19 protein-coding genes are annotated in these 19291 nt (G+C 40.0%); 7 read left to right on the top strand and 12 right to left on the bottom strand.

From position 1 onward, the window contains the following. Positions 1-82: 82 nt before the first annotated feature. The gene (locus tag EYS08_RS03925) at positions 83-1876 is read left to right on the top strand and encodes a DUF4365 domain-containing protein (RefSeq protein ID WP_131028538.1); all 1794 of its coding nucleotides are present in this window, start codon (positions 83-85) and stop codon (positions 1874-1876) included. A 55-nt stretch (positions 1877-1931) separates the two neighbouring features. On the opposite strand, the gene EYS08_RS03920 is transcribed toward EYS08_RS03925, so the two are convergent. The 5 genes from EYS08_RS03920 to EYS08_RS03900 all read right to left on the bottom strand — a co-directional run bounded on the left by EYS08_RS03920 (position 1932) and on the right by EYS08_RS03900 (position 6498). Further along, positions 1932-2768, bottom strand: coding sequence for a hypothetical protein (locus tag EYS08_RS03920; protein WP_131028537.1), 837 nt, complete (start codon positions 2766-2768; stop codon positions 1932-1934). Positions 2769-2930: 162 nt separating this feature from the next. Further along, positions 2931-3773 (bottom strand): class I SAM-dependent methyltransferase, encoded by an 843-nt coding sequence (locus EYS08_RS03915; RefSeq protein ID WP_208745782.1) that lies wholly within the window; start codon positions 3771-3773, stop codon positions 2931-2933. 120 nt (positions 3774-3893) lie between these two features. Continuing rightward, positions 3894-4709, bottom strand: coding sequence for a helix-turn-helix domain-containing protein (locus tag EYS08_RS03910; protein ID WP_131028536.1), 816 nt, complete (start codon positions 4707-4709; stop codon positions 3894-3896). A 32-nt stretch (positions 4710-4741) separates the two neighbouring features. Beyond that, complete coding sequence (locus tag EYS08_RS03905) at positions 4742-5470, bottom strand: SDR family NAD(P)-dependent oxidoreductase (RefSeq protein WP_131028535.1); 729 nt, start codon at positions 5468-5470, stop codon at positions 4742-4744. Positions 5471-5484: 14 nt separating this feature from the next. Then, a complete protein-coding gene (locus EYS08_RS03900; protein ID WP_131028534.1) occupies positions 5485-6498 on the bottom strand; it encodes an SDR family NAD(P)-dependent oxidoreductase in 1014 nt (337 codons plus the stop codon). An 853-nt stretch (positions 6499-7351) separates the two neighbouring features. Between EYS08_RS03900 and EYS08_RS25635 the strand changes: the two genes are divergently transcribed. Continuing rightward, on the top strand, positions 7352-7546 hold the full coding sequence (locus EYS08_RS25635) for a phage integrase SAM-like domain-containing protein (RefSeq protein WP_244215847.1): 195 nt from the start codon (positions 7352-7354) through the stop codon (positions 7544-7546). An 85-nt stretch (positions 7547-7631) separates the two neighbouring features. Here EYS08_RS25635 and EYS08_RS03895 read toward each other — a convergent pair whose 3' ends face one another. Next, positions 7632-8009: a hypothetical protein gene (locus tag EYS08_RS03895; RefSeq protein ID WP_131028533.1), complete on the bottom strand. Its 378-nt coding sequence runs from the start codon at positions 8007-8009 to the stop codon at positions 7632-7634. 109 nt (positions 8010-8118) lie between these two features. Here EYS08_RS03895 and EYS08_RS03890 point away from each other — a divergent pair, with 109 nt between their 5' ends. From EYS08_RS03890 to EYS08_RS03870, 5 genes are all read left to right on the top strand, one after another. Next, complete coding sequence (locus EYS08_RS03890; protein ID WP_131028532.1) at positions 8119-9066, top strand: S41 family peptidase; 948 nt, start codon at positions 8119-8121, stop codon at positions 9064-9066. Positions 9067-9472: 406 nt separating this feature from the next. Continuing rightward, entirely contained in the window at positions 9473-10861 is a 1389-nt protein-coding gene (locus tag EYS08_RS03885; protein ID WP_131028531.1) for a serine hydrolase, read from the top strand. 605 nt (positions 10862-11466) lie between these two features. Beyond that, a complete protein-coding gene (locus EYS08_RS03880; RefSeq protein WP_131028530.1) occupies positions 11467-11742 on the top strand; it encodes a hypothetical protein in 276 nt (91 codons plus the stop codon). A gap of 35 nt (positions 11743-11777) precedes the next feature. Next, entirely contained in the window at positions 11778-13268 is a 1491-nt protein-coding gene (locus EYS08_RS03875; protein WP_131028529.1) for a hypothetical protein, read from the top strand. Between the two features lie 3 nt (positions 13269-13271). Beyond that, positions 13272-13721: a hypothetical protein gene (locus tag EYS08_RS03870; RefSeq protein WP_131028528.1), complete on the top strand. Its 450-nt coding sequence runs from the start codon at positions 13272-13274 to the stop codon at positions 13719-13721. Between the two features lie 761 nt (positions 13722-14482). Here the strand turns inward: EYS08_RS03870 and EYS08_RS03865 are convergent. The 6 genes from EYS08_RS03865 to EYS08_RS03840 all read right to left on the bottom strand — a co-directional run bounded on the left by EYS08_RS03865 (position 14483) and on the right by EYS08_RS03840 (position 19206). Further along, complete coding sequence (locus EYS08_RS03865) at positions 14483-15241, bottom strand: SDR family NAD(P)-dependent oxidoreductase (protein ID WP_131028527.1); 759 nt, start codon at positions 15239-15241, stop codon at positions 14483-14485. Positions 15242-15420: 179 nt separating this feature from the next. Beyond that, positions 15421-16077, bottom strand: coding sequence for a hydrolase (locus EYS08_RS03860; protein ID WP_131028526.1), 657 nt, complete (start codon positions 16075-16077; stop codon positions 15421-15423). A gap of 150 nt (positions 16078-16227) precedes the next feature. Continuing rightward, complete coding sequence (locus EYS08_RS03855; RefSeq protein WP_131028525.1) at positions 16228-17109, bottom strand: pirin family protein; 882 nt, start codon at positions 17107-17109, stop codon at positions 16228-16230. 27 nt (positions 17110-17136) lie between these two features. Further along, entirely contained in the window at positions 17137-17535 is a 399-nt protein-coding gene (locus EYS08_RS03850) for an ester cyclase (RefSeq protein ID WP_131028524.1), read from the bottom strand. Between the two features lie 26 nt (positions 17536-17561). After that, the gene (locus EYS08_RS03845; RefSeq protein ID WP_131028523.1) at positions 17562-18425 is read right to left on the bottom strand and encodes an SDR family NAD(P)-dependent oxidoreductase; all 864 of its coding nucleotides are present in this window, start codon (positions 18423-18425) and stop codon (positions 17562-17564) included. A 199-nt stretch (positions 18426-18624) separates the two neighbouring features. After that, complete coding sequence (locus EYS08_RS03840; protein WP_131028522.1) at positions 18625-19206, bottom strand: Crp/Fnr family transcriptional regulator; 582 nt, start codon at positions 19204-19206, stop codon at positions 18625-18627. Positions 19207-19291: the final 85 nt, after the last annotated feature.

Genomic DNA, 19291 nt, shown 5'->3' with positions numbered 1-19291 from the left:
TACTGATTCTTCTAGGAGATATTTCTGCTTCAAAAATCATCTTTTAATTCGATAACTTCGCTAATCACTTCCTTTACACCAAATGACAAGAGACGAGTTCAATAATCAATCACTGCCCAAATCAGATGAAAATGCAAATTTAGAGACGCTTTCCAGAAGTAAGTTTCGGGATATGTTTAGTGCTCTGGATTTTGAGATACGCGATGAACTTCAACATGATAAAGGTGTCGATCTGTTTCTTGAAATTAAGTCGAAAGGGAATAATACCAATCTTAGGTTTCCGGTTCAGCTAAAGGCAACACAGTCGATTGAAAAGAATAAAGATGGCAGTATTTCTTTTGCAATTAAGGTTTCAAACATCAATTACTTACTCAATGACAGCCTACCGGCTTTTTACGTGCTTTATCATCAATCTGAAAACGTCTTTTATTATGAACGGGCCCAGGTAGAGACTGAATGTAAACTAAAATTAGACCGAATGATTAGAATTTATATGGACTGGAACGTTATGAGCCAGATGAAGGCAAGAATGCACGAAGAATTTTCGGAGATTATTGGGGATAATGATAAATTTTTTAAGTTATATTCTACATCCCATATTGGGGATATTGCTGCTAGTAGCCAAGACGCAGCAAACAAAGATAACATTATGGCTGACCTAGAGTTTATTAGTAAATTGACAGACGATTTTTGTGTTTTCAATACTGGCAAAGAAGTGGCCATAGAGCAACGTAGTCCCCAGGATTTGTATAACGAACGAAACGATCTTGGAGGAATATTGGATATACTCAATTCTGATATTGCTAATGAAGATTTAAGCGATGACGATATAGAGATCAGAACGATGCTCAAACCATATTTGGACATATTAAAAAATCAGCAGGTCGATGCGGTTTTTCGCCAAGCTTTTGAGAATCCAGAAACTGCCGCGCAGATGAAACAGTTTTTACCTGATTTAGAGAATAATTACACAGGTGAAGGAGTATTCAATGCATTACTAAATATGTTCAAGCGGCTAAACGAGCAGGACGACTATAAACAGCTGCGAACTTCAATGCAACAAGGGATCAAGATAAACCGTGACCGGATATACGATACATCAAATCCCTATATGATGATTAAAAAGGCCTACGAGAAATTGGGAATAGTATTACCAGGTACCACTGTGCCAAATGATTATTCTCCTGACTGGTATAACGAATTGAGCAATGAATACATAAGGTTAGATATGCACGGTTACCAAGAGGATAAGGTAGTCGTTAATAAAGGGAGACGGCAAACTTTTCGCAATACCAGTGAAGATGCATTTCATACTGCATTTGCCTCTACATGCGATTTTTACATTACCAATGATCAAAAAAATCTAAAAAAAGCAGAAGCGATCTATAGAAAATTTAAGGTCAACACATGCGTGATGGCTTCCGATGAATTTGTGAATCATTATCATGAATGCCTACATTTTAAAGGGGATAAGTTTTTAAGCATGGTTCCAGCTATCATCCAACATGTAGAGCCGGTGTTGAGCGAGGATGGATTAAGACGAATATATTCTACTCCATTGTTTCTTTTTGACTATTTCAATAAACTGCTGGTCATTAACGATGATCTTGTGAGTGATAAGCCGTTTTTCCTGCTAGTCAGGCAAAAACCGACCAATAATTGGTTTTTATATCAAAATGAATTAAATGTTTTGATCAATAAATTGTTAGCTGTATTGGGCAGTGATCTTGAAAACCATGGTAGTTTTCAAACTATTGAGAGGACTCAAATAAAAGAGGATCAATGGCCTGGAAGAAGATGGCTATTTAATGGAATGCAGTACCAGTTGCGCTTCGAAGAAGAAAATTTGCGGCTTTACATTTTATTTATAAACTAAGATGAAGCCAAAGTTTATCATTAAACTGATAGATTCCTGGTGCTAACGAATTAGCTTAACTTGGTGATCCAGTTGGTGCTATTCCAGCATCATTTGTTGGTTTGATCTGTTTGATAAGGTAATCTGCTAGATTAAAACGAAAATGTTCATAATTGAGATTCGTCGGGTCACCAAATTGGTTCATTCCCGTATAACCTAACAGAACTAGCTCTTTATCCTCGCTATCTCTATATTTTTTATAGGTACTCATTCTTTGTGCACATATTAATAATTTGATTACATCTATGTTATTGATAGCCACGTTGTGAATTCTAGTGACGCATTCAATCAGTACTTTAAAAAAAGGAAAAATATCGAATGTATCTCCAATTGTCTGAAAGTCAGTTTTGACACGTTTATGCCAATCCATCCCCGAAAGCAACTCAGCTTTGTTAACCATCAATTCATAGACCGGTATATCATTGCTATCCAATTTCGCATTTACAATTATGTTGGGCATTCCGCAATGATGAATATAGTTCCTTAAACCATATAAGAATCGATATTCAAAATAGGTGTCGAATTGCTCGCCAGTAGCTTCCTTAAACTTTATATAATTTTTGGAACTTTCGCCGAACTCCCGTTTTAAAGAGGTATTCCAATGATTCAAAAATGCATTAAAAGTAGACATCAGTTCCATAATCTGTCTAAATAGCTGATGACCAGGTGTGCCATTTTTCAAAGTATTTAAAATGTCCTCGTGAATATCCCGAACTATCTCAAATTTTATGTTTTGCGTTTCGAAGCCATTTATCACCCTAAACATCACTTCGATGGAAGCTTGCTCCTCAAAGGAGAGGGTTTTAACTACAACAAATTCTTTGTCTTTAAATGTGGCGAGGCGCTTACTCATTCTGTAGTTGTTATATTGACTACAAAGATAATGCTATATAATCCTTAAAACTAACTAGTAGAGATAACCATAAATTCTCTACTAGATAAATTTAAGGCAGCATGTCGAAAATTAAGCTTTCTTGGGCCGAAAGGCATTATGTCAAACTGCCATCTGATAAACTTAAATGTTACCATCTTCCATTCGCTTCTTATTCTTATAGATTTCCCTGATTATTCTGAAAAGTTCCTGTAGATGTTGTAGTGGGTATTCCGATTCCCCGCATGAAGGGATTCCTTCAAAAACACCAGAGGGTTGCTCCAAAAAGAGCAGCCATTTTTCTTTGATTATCAGCAACTTATGAACATAATCTGGATTGATGGAGCGTGTTCTAAAACTACCTTCCTTAAAGGTGAGTCCTTGTTTGAACACCTGGTTAAAAATGGCGTGTTTCTGTCCCAAACTGGAATCTTGAAAAATTTTAGGCATATTAAGTATATAAGGTAGCAGTTGTAACTCTTCATATAGATTACCTTCCAGCCTCTCTGAAAAACCAAAGTCTTCCCCAAGCTTCGCCTTTTCGCCTTCGTACTTGATCTTCCATCTTTTATATGTATGATCAATGATGGTACCGTCAAACAATTTAGTTTCCAAGACCTCTATTTTGGCATCAATGGTCTTAAGTTGTATAAGTATGCTATTGAGCAGGTTTTCGTTTTGTACGGGCATCTGCTCCGCGAACTGTCCTCCTGTATTTAGCTGACGGATAAGCGCAGGGAAAAGCGCCTCGTGATCATCAGACCATTGCAAAGCGCCATTGCTAAATATCAAGTCCCATTTCTCTCTGCTGCTTATGACCGCTTCCGTGGATGACTGTCGAAAATGCAGGCGATCATTTTCAAGTTTTTTAGATTGTCCCAGCATTTCAGCGGAAGTATCAACGCCCAGGAATACCGCATTCCTGAACTTATCTGTGAGGATCGCCGTTTGCTCCCCTGTACCGCAGCCAAGGTCAATTGCTTTCATTTTTCCAGCGGGCTGGATAAGACCTGCGAGATCAAAAAAAGCTGGTAACGAATGCTCTTAAACTTGTTGTAGATTTCGGGATTCCAGGGCATTTTGTTGCTAATTATTGATTAGTAAATTTCAATGTTGTGCCAAGGTTAGTTGAACAGGCGACACGCCATATTTCTTTTTAAAAGAAAAAGAAAAGTGGGACAAGTCTTCAAAGCCGACTTCGAGATAAACCTCCGTCGGCTTTTTTCTTTTTTCGAGCAATTGATAATGCGCCAGTTCCAGTCTTTTATCGGTCAGCCATCTCTGTGGCGTGGTATTAAATAGTTTTTTGAAGTCCCGGTTAAAGGTAGATAAACTCCGGCCGGTGAGGTAACCTAATTTTTCCAGGGACATGTTGAACATGAAGTTTCGCTGCATGAAACTGACCAGATCAATTTTACCAGGCAAGTCGAAATTCGCCAATACGCTGTCTACACCGGGATCAATCATCCGCAATATACTGATGGACTCCGTTATTTTTAGTGAAGCGAGGTCCTCGGGAAACTGGCCGTCTATATCAAAGTAAGGTATCAGCGAAGCAAGGCAGCTTTCTAATAAGGGATGGTTGCTGAATGCATAAATCTTTTGATCGGGTTGCGATCTCTTTTTGACATCGATATTTTCATAGAACTTTTTCAGACGGTCAAGCGATAAATGCATAACAACCGTTTTATGGGGAAGGCCATTTTTAGGATAGTTGATGATCGTGGCCAGCTGGTTCCTTGGAATCAGAAAGATATCTCCCGTCCTGAAATTAAAGGTGGTATCCCACTGGATGATCTTGGTTTCACCGGAAATGAACCAGACGAGCATGTGATCATCAAACATCAGGTCTGATTTGAAAAGCTTGTCCTCGTAGGAAGAAAGCTTGATCTCTTTGGTTAAATACCTGGATATATGTTCCATTTTTATAAAGTTATTGATTTAGACGGATTTCTTCAAATCGACTGTCCACCGTCAACAAAATATTCCGAACCCGTGATGAACGCCGCATCGTCACCAGATAGAAATGTGATCAGGCGGGCAACTTCCTCCGGCTGTCCTAAACGTCCCAAAGGGATTGAGGCCACGAGGTGATCTTCCAATGCTTGGTTGAGCCCTATTTTGCCCAGGATCTCCGTGGCGACAGGCCCCGGGCTAACTGCGTTTACCCTGATCTTCCGGGGCGCCAGCTCAACCGAGGCGATCTTCATTACAGCGTTGAGCGCAGCTTTGCTGGCCGCATAAACAGATCCTTGTGGCGGGGAGATGTGCGCGGACGTTGAAGAGAGCAGGATCACCGAGGCATTTTCATTCAGGATGGGAATAAACCTGCTTAAGGTAAAATAGGCACCTTTGAAATTTACGTTCATCACTTCATCAAAAGTGGCTTCAGGCATCAGTTCAATTGTTGAAAATTTAGTAACTCCGGCATTGACCAGCAGGATATCTATTTTACCAAACTGACTGGTGACTTCTGTAACCAGCGTGTCGATATCATTCAGACTGGACTGGTCAGCAACCTGGCCGGTTACCTGTAGTTCAAGGGCAGCTTTTTCCACCGCTTCTTTTCTCCTCCCGGTGATGATCACTTCGGCACCCTGTTCTTTCAATTCTCTTGCAGTGGCATAGCCGATCCCACTATTACCGCCGGTTATAACCGCGATTTTTCCTTTTAAATTTTTCATGTCCTTATTGCGCTTTATTTAACGTCAAATGTTATCCCTGTCATTTCCTCTGTCAAGGTCCAAAGCTTTTTAGCATTTGTTTCATCCAGCGAGTAAGGCTGTACACCACGGGTTCCAAGGCCATTATCTTTACCGAAATTGCCAAAATCAAGCTCCGCGATATCTCCGTCTTCACAATACACCCCGCCAATATCATTAAGCATTGGACTTGTAGCACACCATACAGTGGTAGCGGCGCCTTGTGGTATGGTCTTCAATCCAGCCAGGATTTCGGGGCGCATATTACCGTTCTCGTCAAAGAAACCCATTTGTTTAAACAATTCCATATCCGCGTCTCTTGCCAGTTCCGTTCCTGCTATCGATCCGGGATGCAGGGAATAGGCTCTTACCTTAAATGATTTCGCACGGTTGTCCAGCTCAAGGGCAAACAGATTACTTGCGGTTTTGGATTGTCCATAGGCTAAAAGTGTCTGATATTCCCGATGCTCGAAATTGGGATCATCGAAATTAAAGGATGCCATCTGGTGGCCATATGAAGATACATTAACCACTCTTGCGCCGTCTGCTTGCTTAAGGGCAGGCCACAATCTTGCTACCAGGTGATATTGTCCCAGATAATTGGTAGCCAGTTGTGACTCATAACCCCGGCTGTCTCTTTGTAAGGGCACCCACATGATACCGGCATTGTTGATCAGCAGATGCAGCGGGCGGTTCAAAGCCAGGAATTTTTCCGCAAATGCATCAATCGTTTCAGGCTGCGCCAGATCCATCGCCGCCAATTCTACATTTGGAATTCCGGCAAGATTCTTTTTGGCTTTTTCAATATCCCTGGCAGGCACAATAACTTTCGCGCCTGCAGCCGCAAGTACCTTGGTTGTTTCCAGGCCAATGCCTGCATTGCCACCGGTTACAATGGCGATCTTTCCTGTCAGGTCAATACCTTTTATTACTTCAGTTGCAGTTGATTTGGCACTAAATCCTGATCCTACCGGATATTGTAACGTTCCTTGATAATTGTTCTTTTCCATTTTGTTTTTTTTTAAATGATATAGAACAAAGGTAGGTCGATCAAAAAGCGAAGGTTTTGTTCAGACGGTCATTTTGTTTTGTTCAGCATGTCAAGGATATACAAAGGAAATGAAACAGTATGTGCTTTTTCAATGTACATTCCAATAGTTAAAATGTAACCCTTGACGATCTCACCAGCTCCAGCCGCCTCATTCCGTTCTCCGCCACTTATGCTGCCTGCCCCTTCACAATACCTCCTAAGTGTCCGCTACCACAGGTCAGTAATTCCACCCATCTTTTTGGCAGCAAATTTCTTAACAATCCCTTTGCTGCTCAAGGCGGCTCCTTCGTCGCTGGTTTTCAGAAAAAAATCTTCCTGGTCGCTTGGGATCACGAGGTTAGTGATATCCTGGTGATTGGCGCCCCGATGTATAATTTCGGTATTTCAAGCACGTTAAAGACGATATTAAATCAGTTTCTATTCTTGTAAATTTCCTTAATAACTGCCAAAATCCCCTCTAAATGTTCAAATGGACTCCCTTCATCCCCGCCAGAGTAATTTAAAGCCCAACATTGTTGGGCTTTACTGTTTATAATACTTTTGCATGCACTTTTCAGTGTTCTAACCCTCTCCTCCCATTCTTCCAACTATGCTGATTGACTTCTCACAAGTTCTACTTTAATTTTATTAGATATTACTCCAAGCCATAATAAGAATCACTTACACTTATATATTTAAGAAAATGTGCATTGAAATGAGGACTCAGTTTATTTCGAATTTGATTTGAAACCGATGACATTAAAGATATGTCAAACACTTTTTTATGATACTTCAAAGCATTCCTGATCGGCAAAGGTTTTGCCGCAGGTACGTTGCAAAGATATGAAACCAGCTACAGCCATACGGCAGATTTCATTCAATGGAAGTATCAAACAGATGATCTTCCATTGAACAGAATTGACCATGAATTTGTGACTTCCTACGACTTTTACCTGCGGAGTGTTCGCAATTGTGCCAATAATTCAACTGTCAAATACATTAAAAATTTTAAAAAGATCGTTTTTTGAGATTTTTCATTTGTTCCGGACTTTACTTTTTCACCTGGCTCATTCCGGATCTGGCAGGAGCAATCTCCGGCACCTAGCGTTAAACTTAGATTTTATTTCCATAAGCATGTCTGGCGAAATATTGAGCAAATGTTTCCAATGGAAGCTCTGAAATAATTTTTAAAGCAAATTCCAACCCTTCCGGTGTCAGTTGCCCTTTTTTTTCAAATGGTCCCCATTCCTCTGACTTAATAAAGAGACCTTTTACCAAATAGCTATTATCATAAGTAACTTCAAGATTAGGTTCAAAATGCGATTCTTTCATTTTTACATTTCGGTCGGCTAGCGCCTCATGTGTAATCATCCCACCCACAAAATCATATACAGAGTTTCCAGAAATGAAAACGATCGGGTGATATCCTTTTTTGATTTCTCGATGAGTTGCAAACAATATATCACCTGTTTTAAAGTCCTTGGAATTCATTTTTTTATTTTACTGATGTATTCGTTTATTGAGACGAAACTTTATAAATGAAGCCATTTGGGCAAAAAAAATTATATTTATCAAGATTATAGGAACTAAAACGAAGTAAATGAAAGGTAAATTTTTATTTTCAATTATACTAATAATTACGATTACAAATTATTGTCAAGCCCAGAAACTTAGCAAACCAGAAAGTAATTTTGAGTTTTTTTGGCAAACGTTTGATAAAAATTATAGCGGCTTCAAGGCGAGAAAAGTGGATTGGCGGCAACAGTATATGAAGTTTAGGCCTCAAGTTACTCAAAACACAACGGATGATGCGTTATTCAATATATTGAATCAAATGGTAGAGCCGCTGAAAGATGGCCATGTTGTCATTTCAAAAACCGGAGATCTACCCGCAAGCGCGAAATATTCTGATTTTCACAAGCAATTTCCCACAAAAGATTCTGTGAAATTATTGAGAAATGTAATTGAGAAGAACTTATCCGAAAAAGGCTTTTCCAATTTTGTGAAATTTAATAGCAATTTTCCAATTGGTGGTTTCTCGACATCAGAACAATATGCATATTTACAATTGAACGGCTTTGGCGGGATGGCGATAAAAGAATTTGAAAAACAGCTAAATGAAATGTCTTCAAGATTCAACGATAAAAAAGCCGTAATTATTGATATTCGCATTAATGGAGGTGGAGAGCCAGCATTTGTTAACGCAGTTTTCAAAACATTTAATCAATTAACTAAACCAATTGCTCTTCTCACTAGTGGCGCATCAATAAGTGCTGCCGACCATTTTGCAATGAATATGATGGATTTACCAAACGTGACCATCATTGGTGAACACACAGCAGGAATGTTTTCAAGCATGATGGGTAAGAAACTTCCAAATGGATGGGAATTTTCGCTTTCTCATGAAACGCATCTAGCAAAGAATGGAAATAATTATGAGGGTATAGGTATACCAGTTGATATTGAGGTTGCTAATACAAAAGATAATATAACCACAGGGAAGGACCCTGTTTTATTACGGGCTCTTGAGTTTTTAAAGGACAAATAAGATATACTTATTCTGTTAGTTGACTTTTACTATCTATTTTTAAAGAATGGAACATGCCGTAGCTAAATGAGGCTACGCCAATCAACCTTCTCAATATTACCTGGTTTTTTAAATCGTTTTCTCTTTGTCCTAATTAGCATTAGATTAAAATACAACCAAAAGAAATAGATCAACGAATTATACCTTCGTTTTTTGAGACAATAGCTTAAAAGGAAATATTAAGTCTTATCAAAAATCTACCGTTTTTTGATAGAGCTCATGGTAACTAGATTCTTATACTTGCAACCTATTCGATGTTATCATCGTCATTGATTTATACACTTATGCGATTGTTGTGAAAGAGGATTTCATACAGCAAATCAATAACAATTACTAGGCTGAACCACTAAAACCCTAAAAATTAATCATGAAGCTTTTAACTTACCAGATTCTACTCACAACTATTTTTGTATTGTTTCAGCCTAATGATAGCTTTTGTCAACAAGCAGCTTCTAAAAAAACTATTCGAAGTAAAACTAAACTGAATGATCTCGATGCAAAAATCGCACAGTGGCAAAAAGATTTGAATATTCCTAATGTTGCCATCAGTATTATCGAAAATGATAGGGTAGTAAAGTCAAACGTATATGGGAATTTAAGTAATGGAAAACCTGCTCCCAAGAACATGATTTTTGAAGTAGCTTCAATAACAAAAGTAGTATTCTCAACCTTGGTGCTTAAATTGGTACAGAAGGGAGAATGGGACTTGGATGAACCCCTGGCTAAATATTTTATTGATCCTGAAGTTGCTGCGAATCCTTTTTCAAAAAAAATAACAACACGTCATGTACTGAGCCAGCAATCTGGATTTGATAACTGGCGTTGGATGAATGATAGCGGGAAGTTGACTTTCAATTTTGAACCAGGTACAAGATTTAACTATAGTGGGGAAGGAATGGAATATCTGCGAGTTGCAATTGAACACAAATTTCATAAATCTTTATCCCAACTTGCTGATTCATTAACTTTTAACCCTTTGCATATGATTGATACCCATCACATGTGGGATGGTAAGACAAATTTTGATAGATATAGCAGGATGTATGATGCTGATGGGAAAGAAATTAAAAAAACAGATTTTTCAATTCAGGCTAGTGCAGCAGCAGGTTTAACTACAACTATTGATGATCTTTCGAAATTTGCACTTGAGGTTCTAGGCGGGGCACATCTTTCAAAATCCTTATATAAGGAAATGGTTAAAACCCAGTCAACTATTAACCCTAATCTTCAACAAGGCCTGGGATGGCGTATAATTAATGGTTTACCTAATAACGAATATGCACTTCAACACGGTGGAAATGATCCGGGGGTAGCAGCAATAGTTGTATTGCTACCAAAATCGAAACGCGGTGTTATCGTGCTAACTAATGCTGATAACGGTTTAATTATGTGCAATAACATTGTGAGGGCTGCATTTCCAGAAGGTAAAGAAATTATACATAAGGCATTCAAAAGCACCAAACCGAATGAAGTACCTTCGGTATTGAAATTGTCAGATAGTGTTTTAAAATCATATGAGGGGAAATATAAAAGAGAAGATGGAGTAGATGTCACTGTTACCTTGAAAGATAATGGGTTAGTCTTAAGAATGTCTGGAATACCTCTTCTTAATTTGCTGCCGCAAACTGAAGAAAACTTTTTCCTGATGGATTTGGATGCGACAGTATTCTTTACAAAAAATAATGATGGAACCGTCAACGCCGTTTCAATAAAAGATGGCGAGAATATTATCAAATGTCTTAAGGTAGTTGATTAGTTCAATCACAAAACCCTAGTTATTTGATAATTTATTCTACTTGTAATATCGCTCTAAATTATAAAACTCGTTTAAATACAGCCAAATTTATATGCTTTTGTTTTGCCAATTATCATAAACTCATTCCACTAATCAAATAGGTCTAGCACGTTTCTGATAATGAGTTTTTGATAAAAAAGTATCAAGTAAAAATATTCGTTTTGTGAGACTTTTTATTTGAAATTTTCTATCTGATTTAAATTTAATCCAGCGCTGTCTATATAGATTTCATTTATTCCATTCACGTCTGTAATTCCAATACCGTCATCTGGAATCAAGTCTTCACCGTTCGCAGTCCTGATTTTATAATTGAAGTCATTTATATTAGAAATTCCTTTCTGATTACATTGATCTTGTATCGAATGTTGAAAGTTCTAGTAAGCTAAAAAAGGAAAAAAAAACTCCAAAGATACCCACAAACTCATCAATAACTTATAAAGTTACTTCGCCTATTTGTATCTCATCTATAATTATCAAACATTTTACTATGGAAAGATAAAAACTTGGAAAGGTTATCTTTTTTGAGTCAAAAATTATACATTTATCAAATCTTAACACTTTCAATAATGAATTCTATTTCATGGTCTAGGCATATTCTCATCTGTGCCCTATTTATTTCGATTTTTTTTGGTATACAAAGCTGTAAAAGAGAACTTTTGGTGCCAAATTCTTCGCTGAAAAACTCATTATCAATTGAGGAAGCTAAACAATATTACTTTTCAAAATTGCAGCAGCCGGCTGTAGCAAAAAAAACAATGAGCACCTCAAGTCCAACTAAAGAGACTATGCAAGAGAATCCTTTAGTCAAGAAGCAAATTGGGAGAGAGCCTATTCCAAGTTAATCTCAATTGGCGCCGCAATTAAAATACCCCTAAATATGGGGGATGGAAAGGTAATCATAAATAAAAAGACTGGCGCGAATGTTTTATTTTCTTCACTTAATTATCTGCTGATGTATAAAGATAGTCTCCAAAATATACACGCAGAGTGGGTATACCTACAGCCTGATTCTCTTTGGTTTTATGGTGATAGGAGAAAGTATACAGGATCAATTTGGGTGCGTAACTGGAATGGAACTTTCATAAAGAAAAATGACTATCCTTCAAACCAAATTGAAAGTAAATCAAATATTCTTCAGGGCAAGATATTGAGTTCGATTACGCCCATACCAAAGTCATCATCCTCCAATGCAATAGTTACGCCATTTTGCGTAGACTTGATAACTAGAGATAGAGAAAATAGTAAGTGCAATTGTACACCATCGATGTTGATCATAAACAATGGTTGTGATAATTGTCCGGCATATTGTGCAAGAGTAAAAACAACTACAATCTGCGTTTGGCCAACACCAGATTGTGTTTTGTGTAAAGATGTACCCGCAACTGGTCCTGGATCAAACGGAAATTCCGGAACGGTAGGTGGTCAGGGGAACGGAGGTGGTGGCTCACCTACGGCACCTGGAGATTTAACACCTGATTGTAATCCGGCTCCCGATCATAACCCAAATATTGTATATCCAGATGGATCAATGCCTTTGCCAAGATGTGATGGCATCATTGTAATTGATGAGCCAGGTGCACTTCCTCCAGTGCCAATATCGAGTGCGAATTTACTTATCAACTTACTTAATATCACAGATCTGCAAAAAGTAAACCGGCTTAATTTAGACCCTGAAGTGTCGGGGACTTTACTGGACTATCTTTACAATTTTGGAGAAACAAATGACAACAAAGATTTCGCAAACTGGGCATTGGACTACCTTCTTGAAAATCCCGAGGTACATATTGCTGAACTTATTGAAACTCAAACACTACTAAATAACAATATTATTCTTCCAACTCTTGATATATCCGCACTAAATAATCATCCAAAATTCAAGGCGTTAGTAAATGATCTTCCAAATTTTCTAACGCAATATCCGAATGTGCTTAAGGCACTAAGCCTTACTACGGGGATGAAAGAGAGTAAAATTATGGCTCTGATGCAACCCGGAAAAGGGCCAAAAGTTGTTGTCATCAATAATTTGCAGGATGGGAACGGACACCCGGTAGCCGGCCAATTTGACGACGTAAACAAAATTTTAAAAATTGACCAAGCATATGTTGAGGACTTAGATAAAGCTAGCACACCACTTAAGTATCAGGCAGTTGGATTAATTTTAACAATTACAACATTACATGAGTTCGTTCATTTTGGACGGGATGCAAATAATCTTCCAAAACGTATGGCAGGACTTATCTCAGGAAAAGGAAGTTTCGAAGCAGGTTGGTATTTCGAAGACATTATAGTCGCACCAGGATCACACAGAATAGAACCTGCAAATGCTGCGGAATGGCTAAAGTATTATCGAATTCTACAAAGAAAATGATCAATGAACAGACAAAAACTTAAACTCACATTAATAGGCTTATTATTCATAGCATGTAAGTCTAAAGTTCGGGAAGCACAGACTAACGATACGTCACAGATAATGTCTCAGATTTTAAATAATATCTTAATAACGGAAAAACTGAATGTTGCGTCTGACACGGTATTTATAATCAAACCTCAAACAAAAAATGATCGGTGGCCCGATCAAATTTCAGGTGTCAATATAAAATATATTGCACCAACCAAACAGGAAGATCTCATAGATCTAAGCCCGGTTTCGTTCAATGACCCAAGAACCCGCCTCGCTATTGGAAAGTTTTTGATCAAAAAAGATACCGCATTCATTACAACGGGTCTTCATCAATTTCAAAAATTTTCGATCCATGATTACATTCTTATCAAAAACAGAAACCATTGGAAGGTATTTAAGGCTTTAAAAAGAGATGATTAGTGGTACGTTGACTGGTTGTATTCCATTACTTTTGGCGAGATCGGAAATGTTTTTGCATAACAAACAGCTTTTCAAACACCAATAGATTAGTTCGTTTTTTTGAGACATGTTCTCTTCATTGCTTAGTTAATTTCTAAAAGAACCATTTTTTTGATAAGCATAAACCTGTTAATGCTCACAAAAACATTTAACTCAAATGGATTCACAATTTTAAAAGCAATTTTATTTGAAGTTCACAAATTTATTTACTACATTAGGGTATACAAGGAAATGCGTTTTTGTTAGGTTCTACTGGTGCCCCAAACAGGTGCCCTATAAGCAAAAAAGATAAAATATATGGCCTAGAGTGTATTTAAATTCAGTTTATTCGAATCCCCCACTCTCCGCATGAAGGGACTCCTTCAAAAACACCAGAGGGTTGCTCCGAAAAGAGCAACCCTTTTCACTTGAGTATCAACAACTTATGAACATATTCAGGATTGATCGAGGGTGTTCTAAAACTATCTTCTCTATAAGTGAGTTTCTGTTTGAACACCTCGTTGAAAATAGCGTGCTTTTGGCCCAAACTAGAATCCTGGAAGACTTTCGGCATATTTAACAAATAAGGCAATAATTGAAGTTCGTCATGTAGATCAGTTTCCAATCGCTGTGATAGATCGAACTGCTCACGGAGCTTTGCATAGCCTATAGTGACCTAATTGTTGCCTGCGAATCTAGGGAGACAACTGTATGAATGTCATCTATTGATTAGCTATTTAAGCTTATAAAGCGGTTGTACCCCCGTCAATGATCAACTCGATCCCTGTAGTAAAGGAAGATTCGTCTGAGGCGAGGTAGAGTATACCATAGGCGATTTCCTCAGAGGTACCCCCGCGGCCTAATGGAGTCGCACCAACCGCAATTCTTTCAAATTCTTTAGCTTCAGGCAAATCTTTTGTCATGGGCGTTGCTATGTATCCGGGGTGCACAGAATTTACCCTGATGTTAAAAGGAGCAAGCTCCGCAGCGGCACCCTTTGTGTAGCTCCTTGAGCCACCTTTAGATGCAGTATAGGCCGTAGCGTTAGCAGAACCTATTATCCCCCCAATGGATGAGACGTTTACTATAGATCCTGAATTGTTTTTCTTCATAAAAGGAATGACAGACTTGGTACCCAAAAACTGGCTGAGCAGATTTACAGCAATTATTTTGTTAAATTCCTCAATTGTCCGTTCCTCGAAAGTACTTATGATGTTACCTGAAATTCCGGCGTTATTAATTAAAATATTGATATCACCATAAAGCGTTACTGCTTTTTCGGTCACCGACTTCCACCCATCCTCCGTTGAGACATCCTGGGTCATATAAGCTACCACTCCATCTTCAGCGAGAATTTCATTGGCAACTGCACTTAATTTCTCCTGCTGAACATCTGTAATCAATACTTTCGCACCTTCCTTGGCAAAAATCCTTGCCACTGCAGCTCCAATTCCACCAGCAGCACCGGTGACAATAGCTACTTTGTTTTCTAATCTTTTCATTATAATGAATATGGTTTCAACTTAATTTAAAGAGACAAAAAAGGAACGATTCAGAACCAACAGCGATTTGGCATGTTAATGAAATTGAGAACCTTTTTTGTCTTGTCTGAAATTTAGCTTCTAGGGTGGCGTAAGCCTTTATCAAGCTCTCGGCTTACGCGATCCTAAAAAGTTCGCCATTAAGCAGTGGGTGGTGGCTGGGTAGCAAGAAGCTGGAATTCCCAACGAAGGCTAGTGCCTACATTCCCAAAATGATCATAAATTACTTGAGCCAACTCCGGAATTGTCTCTTGACGAGCCCAGTCACGTTGCAGCTCTGATGAAAATACCACCGAAGTAATCGGTGTAACTCCTGCCTGTATCATGCGCTGAATAGCCATATCATGTGATTCCAAGCTGGTGCCTCCGGAGGCGTCTGTTACCCCATACACATCATATCCCTCACCTGCAGCCTGTATAGCAGGGAATGCCAGGCAGATTTCTGTCCAAAGCGCCGCAATTACGATTTTCTTTCTACCGGTTTGTTTCACCCATTCCACTACCCGTTCATCCTCCCAGGTATTGATGAATGTACGGTTAATTGGCTTTTGTTCAGGAAATACATCCTGTAACTGCTTGAGTAAAAATCCACCACGTTCTTCTACAACGGTAGTTAACAGTGTAGGAACCCCAAAAATTTTCGCAGCTTTTGCTAAACCAACAACATTGTTAATAACCGTCTGCGAATCATGGCTTCTTAGGCCGGCAAACTGAAAAGGTTGGTGATCGATTAAAATCAATACACAATTGTCTGGGGTGAGTAGTGCTCCTAACCCAGCTTTCGAATTTTTTTCCATTGTTAATAGTTTTTTTAATTTGTTAATGATTTGATTGCTAGTGCTCAAAGTGTTACTGAATCGGTTTATTGCATAAGGTCTGGCGACGCGGGCTTGAAATGATGATTAGTATTTTAGACATGATCTATAGTTTTTAAGAAATTGATTGGGCTACGACTTGATCGAGTAATCTATCGTACCATATTTATTGGCGTGAAAGTCATGGTATGCCTGTATGATCTCCTGTTGGGTATTCATGACAAAGGGGCCCTCTGCCACTACAGGCTCGGTGTAGGGCTCTCCGCCAAAAAGCAGCACATCAACAAAATGGTCATTGCCATTGCTTACTTCAATATCCCCTTGGGAAAGATCAAAATGGACAATTTCTGAGCTATTGATTTTCACATCGTTGATATGGGCAAAGGAATTCACCAGCACCGCGGCAGATTCCTCTCCTTGGGCAAGAGATAAAGAAAAACCGGCATTTGGAGCAAGGTGCAAATGATAAAGCCACTGTTTCTGGTAATCGGGAATGACCGAGCGCAGGCCCATGTACCCACCAACGATCACCTTCAGCCAACTACCATTTGCATCAAGCTCAGCCACTGGGACATCTGCTCCCTGAACGGCAATGTATTCGGGTGGATCCGTCTTGTGTGCAGCAGGGAGATTGATCCAGAACTGGAATCCTTGGGTCAGGCGGCTATGGGTAAAAGTGTCAGGATTCAAGGTCTCATCATGGATGATTCCCTTGCCCGCCTTCATCCACTGAATGCCACCAGAGTGAACCCTTGCATAGTTGCCTACGCTGTCAAAGTGCTCATCTTCACCCGCCAGGATATAGCTTAATGTGGCTATCCCCCTATGGGGATGGGCACCGGTACCTGCATTTTTCACCGGCTCGTCCTCACTGTGGAGAACCGGTGCAATGTAGTCAAGGAAGAAAAATGATCCGATCATCTTTTGCAGGGCATTGGGAAGAAGGCGGTAGATCACCATCTCTCCGATGTCCGCCCTTTTGCCAAGGGTGGAATAGGTTATGTTCTTTTTCATTTTTGGAATCGTTAAGGTTAAAGCCTATTACTGTATCTGGCTGAGCAGGGTATGGAAATCGGCAACCTCCCAATGCTCGGCCAACTGTCCATTTTCGATACGGTACAACTGGAAAGCTTCTGCATCCACGTTGTTGAATTTTGCCTTGAAGGGACCATAGTCGCCTGTATGCACCCCTTGGACGCGATTATAGACCGCCACCTTGTCCCCTTCGCTGATGATTGCAGAAATAGGTAGCCTCAAGTCACTAAAGGCATCATGCAAGCCTTTGAAGTAGTTTTTGAGTACCTCTCTGCCTGGCTTCTGACCGGCAAGGTGGTCATTATAGTGTTCTGATACGATCTGATCAAAGACCCCTAGGTCCTTGTTCTCAATGGCATTGAAAAAGCGCAACACCAAAGCTTTGTTTTCTTCTGGATTTTTCATTTTTAATTGTGATTTTAATTGTGGTTTTAATCTATGTCCAGCATCTTGGCACGAAAGCCATCGATGTATTGGTCTGGATTTTCCTTGACCATCCTGAGCAGAGCCTGGGCATCCTCCCCAATGGGCACGCGGATTGGAGCCGGTACCTGTTCGGCCACGCCAATGATCATTCCGGCAGCGATGGCCGCTGGAAGTCCGCCTGCCTGCATGGCGTTCAACTTGCCAGAAAAGCGTTCGAACCTGTCACCATACAATGACCTTAGCTCAGGACTGAGCGTATCAAGGATATGCTTCAACTGAGCGGCAGTCTTTGCCGGTCCGCTGGTGAGCATATTACCTGGTTGTACCATGATGAAATCTACGCCGAATGGCCGAAGCTCTTCCCTATAGACATCTGCAAAAGATTCCATTGCAGCCTTAGAGGCGCTGGAAGGCCCGCTGAAGGGGATGGCAAATGTACCGGTCATAGAACCAATCTGGACAATCCGCCCTTTTGCCCTTCTTAAAAGTGGCAGAAACGTATTTGCAACGCGGATACTTCCAATTACATTGATATCGAATTCCAGTCGGATGGCCTCGATAGACAGCGCTTCCATTGGTCCGGGGGTAAGCACCCCTGCATTGTTTACCAAAAGGTCCAGGCCCCGGCCCGAAAGTAGGTCCGAAACCTTCCCGTGCCACTGGGCAACCTGCTCAGCGCTTGTGATGTCGGTCAGGGAAAGTAGCAGGCGGTCCCTGTTGGGCACATTCTCAAAAGCGTTGAGCTCTTCGGGGTTTAGTACAGTACCGAAGACTCTGTATCCCTTTTTCAGGAATCCAAGGGCAAGTTCCCTGCCCAGTCCACTTCCCGAACCTGTTATTGCCACCGACCTGGTGTTGATCATTTCCATCTTTAATATGTTTAAGTATGTTCAAATCTACAGCCTAGGACAGGGGCAAAACGATGATAAATATTAAATTAAAACCTTGACATAAGTCAATAGTTTCCTACCCGGACAAAGAGCAATGTACCTGAAGGTCAAAAGGGAATAAAAGGCCGGCGATAAAAAATGGGCTAAGGGCAACCCAGATCGCCTGAAATGGAACCCACTAAAGCAGAGGGTTCTTACGGACCCTGCTAAGGGTTTCCTTGGCAATACCAAGGAATGAGGCGATCACATGCAGGGGAAAGCGCTGCAAAAGGTCGGGATGTTCCCTCAAAAAATTCGCATATCGGTTTTCTGCCGAGTGACTGATCGTGGAATTGATGCGCCTTTGGTTGGAAATCGAGTTCTTCTCATCCATTGATCGTATCATGGAACTAACGGCCGGTATCTGCTGGGCGAGGCTGACCACATCAGCTTGGGTGATGGTCAGCAGCTCACAGTTTTCCCAGGCATCTATGTTATAGGACGAGGGCTTTAACATCACAAAGCTCTCTCGGTCGCCCATCCACCAGTTTTCAATGCCCAGTTGAATGACATGCTCAACTCCCCTTTCATCCACGCTGTACTGCCGCATGGCTCCCCTTACGATGAAACAGAAATATTTACACACGTCACCCTGCTGCAAAAAGTACTGGCGTTTCCTGAGCACCTTGGGAACGAAGGTCCTTGTGATGAGCTGCTCCTCAGCCATGCTCATTACCTCACCCGAGTAGTTGTTAATATATGAAATTAAAGATTCATGCATCAACAGCAAAGTTAAAATTAAAGCGCACAGTACCATAAAAAAATCTCAAAACCCTCTCTTCTCTGGCCAGGTCGATCGACAAAAA

Source organism: Pedobacter kyonggii (assembly GCF_004310665.1).
GTDB lineage: Bacteria > Bacteroidota > Bacteroidia > Sphingobacteriales > Sphingobacteriaceae > Pedobacter > Pedobacter kyonggii.
This window is presented reverse-complemented; position numbering and strand designations above follow the sequence as displayed.

Bases quoted from the DNA above. Each gene is read 5' to 3' on its own strand.
- EYS08_RS03920 (WP_131028537.1), bottom strand. From the start codon at position 2,768: ATGAGTAAGCGCCTCGCCACATTTAAAGACAAAGAATTTGTTGTAGTT.
- EYS08_RS03905 (WP_131028535.1), bottom strand. From the start codon at position 5,470: ATGAAAAATTTAAAAGGAAAAATCGCGGTTATAACCGGCGGTAATAGT.
- EYS08_RS03910 (WP_131028536.1), bottom strand. From the start codon at position 4,709: ATGGAACATATATCCAGGTATTTAACCAAAGAGATCAAGCTTTCTTCC.
- EYS08_RS03900 (WP_131028534.1), bottom strand. From the start codon at position 6,498: ATGGAAAAGAACAATTATCAAGGAACGTTACAATATCCGGTAGGATCA.
- EYS08_RS03840 (WP_131028522.1), bottom strand. From the start codon at position 19,206: ATGCATGAATCTTTAATTTCATATATTAACAACTACTCGGGTGAGGTA.
- EYS08_RS03850 (WP_131028524.1), bottom strand. From the start codon at position 17,535: ATGAAAAATCCAGAAGAAAACAAAGCTTTGGTGTTGCGCTTTTTCAAT.
- EYS08_RS03895 (WP_131028533.1), bottom strand. From the start codon at position 8,009: ATGAATTCCAAGGACTTTAAAACAGGTGATATATTGTTTGCAACTCAT.
- EYS08_RS03860 (WP_131028526.1), bottom strand. From the start codon at position 16,077: ATGGAAAAAAATTCGAAAGCTGGGTTAGGAGCACTACTCACCCCAGAC.
- EYS08_RS03890 (WP_131028532.1), top strand. From the start codon at position 8,119: ATGAAAGGTAAATTTTTATTTTCAATTATACTAATAATTACGATTACA.
- EYS08_RS03870 (WP_131028528.1), top strand. From the start codon at position 13,272: ATGAACAGACAAAAACTTAAACTCACATTAATAGGCTTATTATTCATA.
- EYS08_RS03925 (WP_131028538.1), top strand. From the start codon at position 83: ATGACAAGAGACGAGTTCAATAATCAATCACTGCCCAAATCAGATGAA.
- EYS08_RS03880 (WP_131028530.1), top strand. From the start codon at position 11,467: ATGAATTCTATTTCATGGTCTAGGCATATTCTCATCTGTGCCCTATTT.
- EYS08_RS03885 (WP_131028531.1), top strand. From the start codon at position 9,473: ATGAAGCTTTTAACTTACCAGATTCTACTCACAACTATTTTTGTATTG.
- EYS08_RS03845 (WP_131028523.1), bottom strand. From the start codon at position 18,425: ATGGAAATGATCAACACCAGGTCGGTGGCAATAACAGGTTCGGGAAGT.
- EYS08_RS03915 (WP_208745782.1), bottom strand. From the start codon at position 3,773: ATGAAAGCAATTGACCTTGGCTGCGGTACAGGGGAGCAAACGGCGATC.
- EYS08_RS03875 (WP_131028529.1), top strand. From the start codon at position 11,778: ATGGGGGATGGAAAGGTAATCATAAATAAAAAGACTGGCGCGAATGTT.
- EYS08_RS03855 (WP_131028525.1), bottom strand. From the start codon at position 17,109: ATGAAAAAGAACATAACCTATTCCACCCTTGGCAAAAGGGCGGACATC.
- EYS08_RS03865 (WP_131028527.1), bottom strand. From the start codon at position 15,241: ATGAAAAGATTAGAAAACAAAGTAGCTATTGTCACCGGTGCTGCTGGT.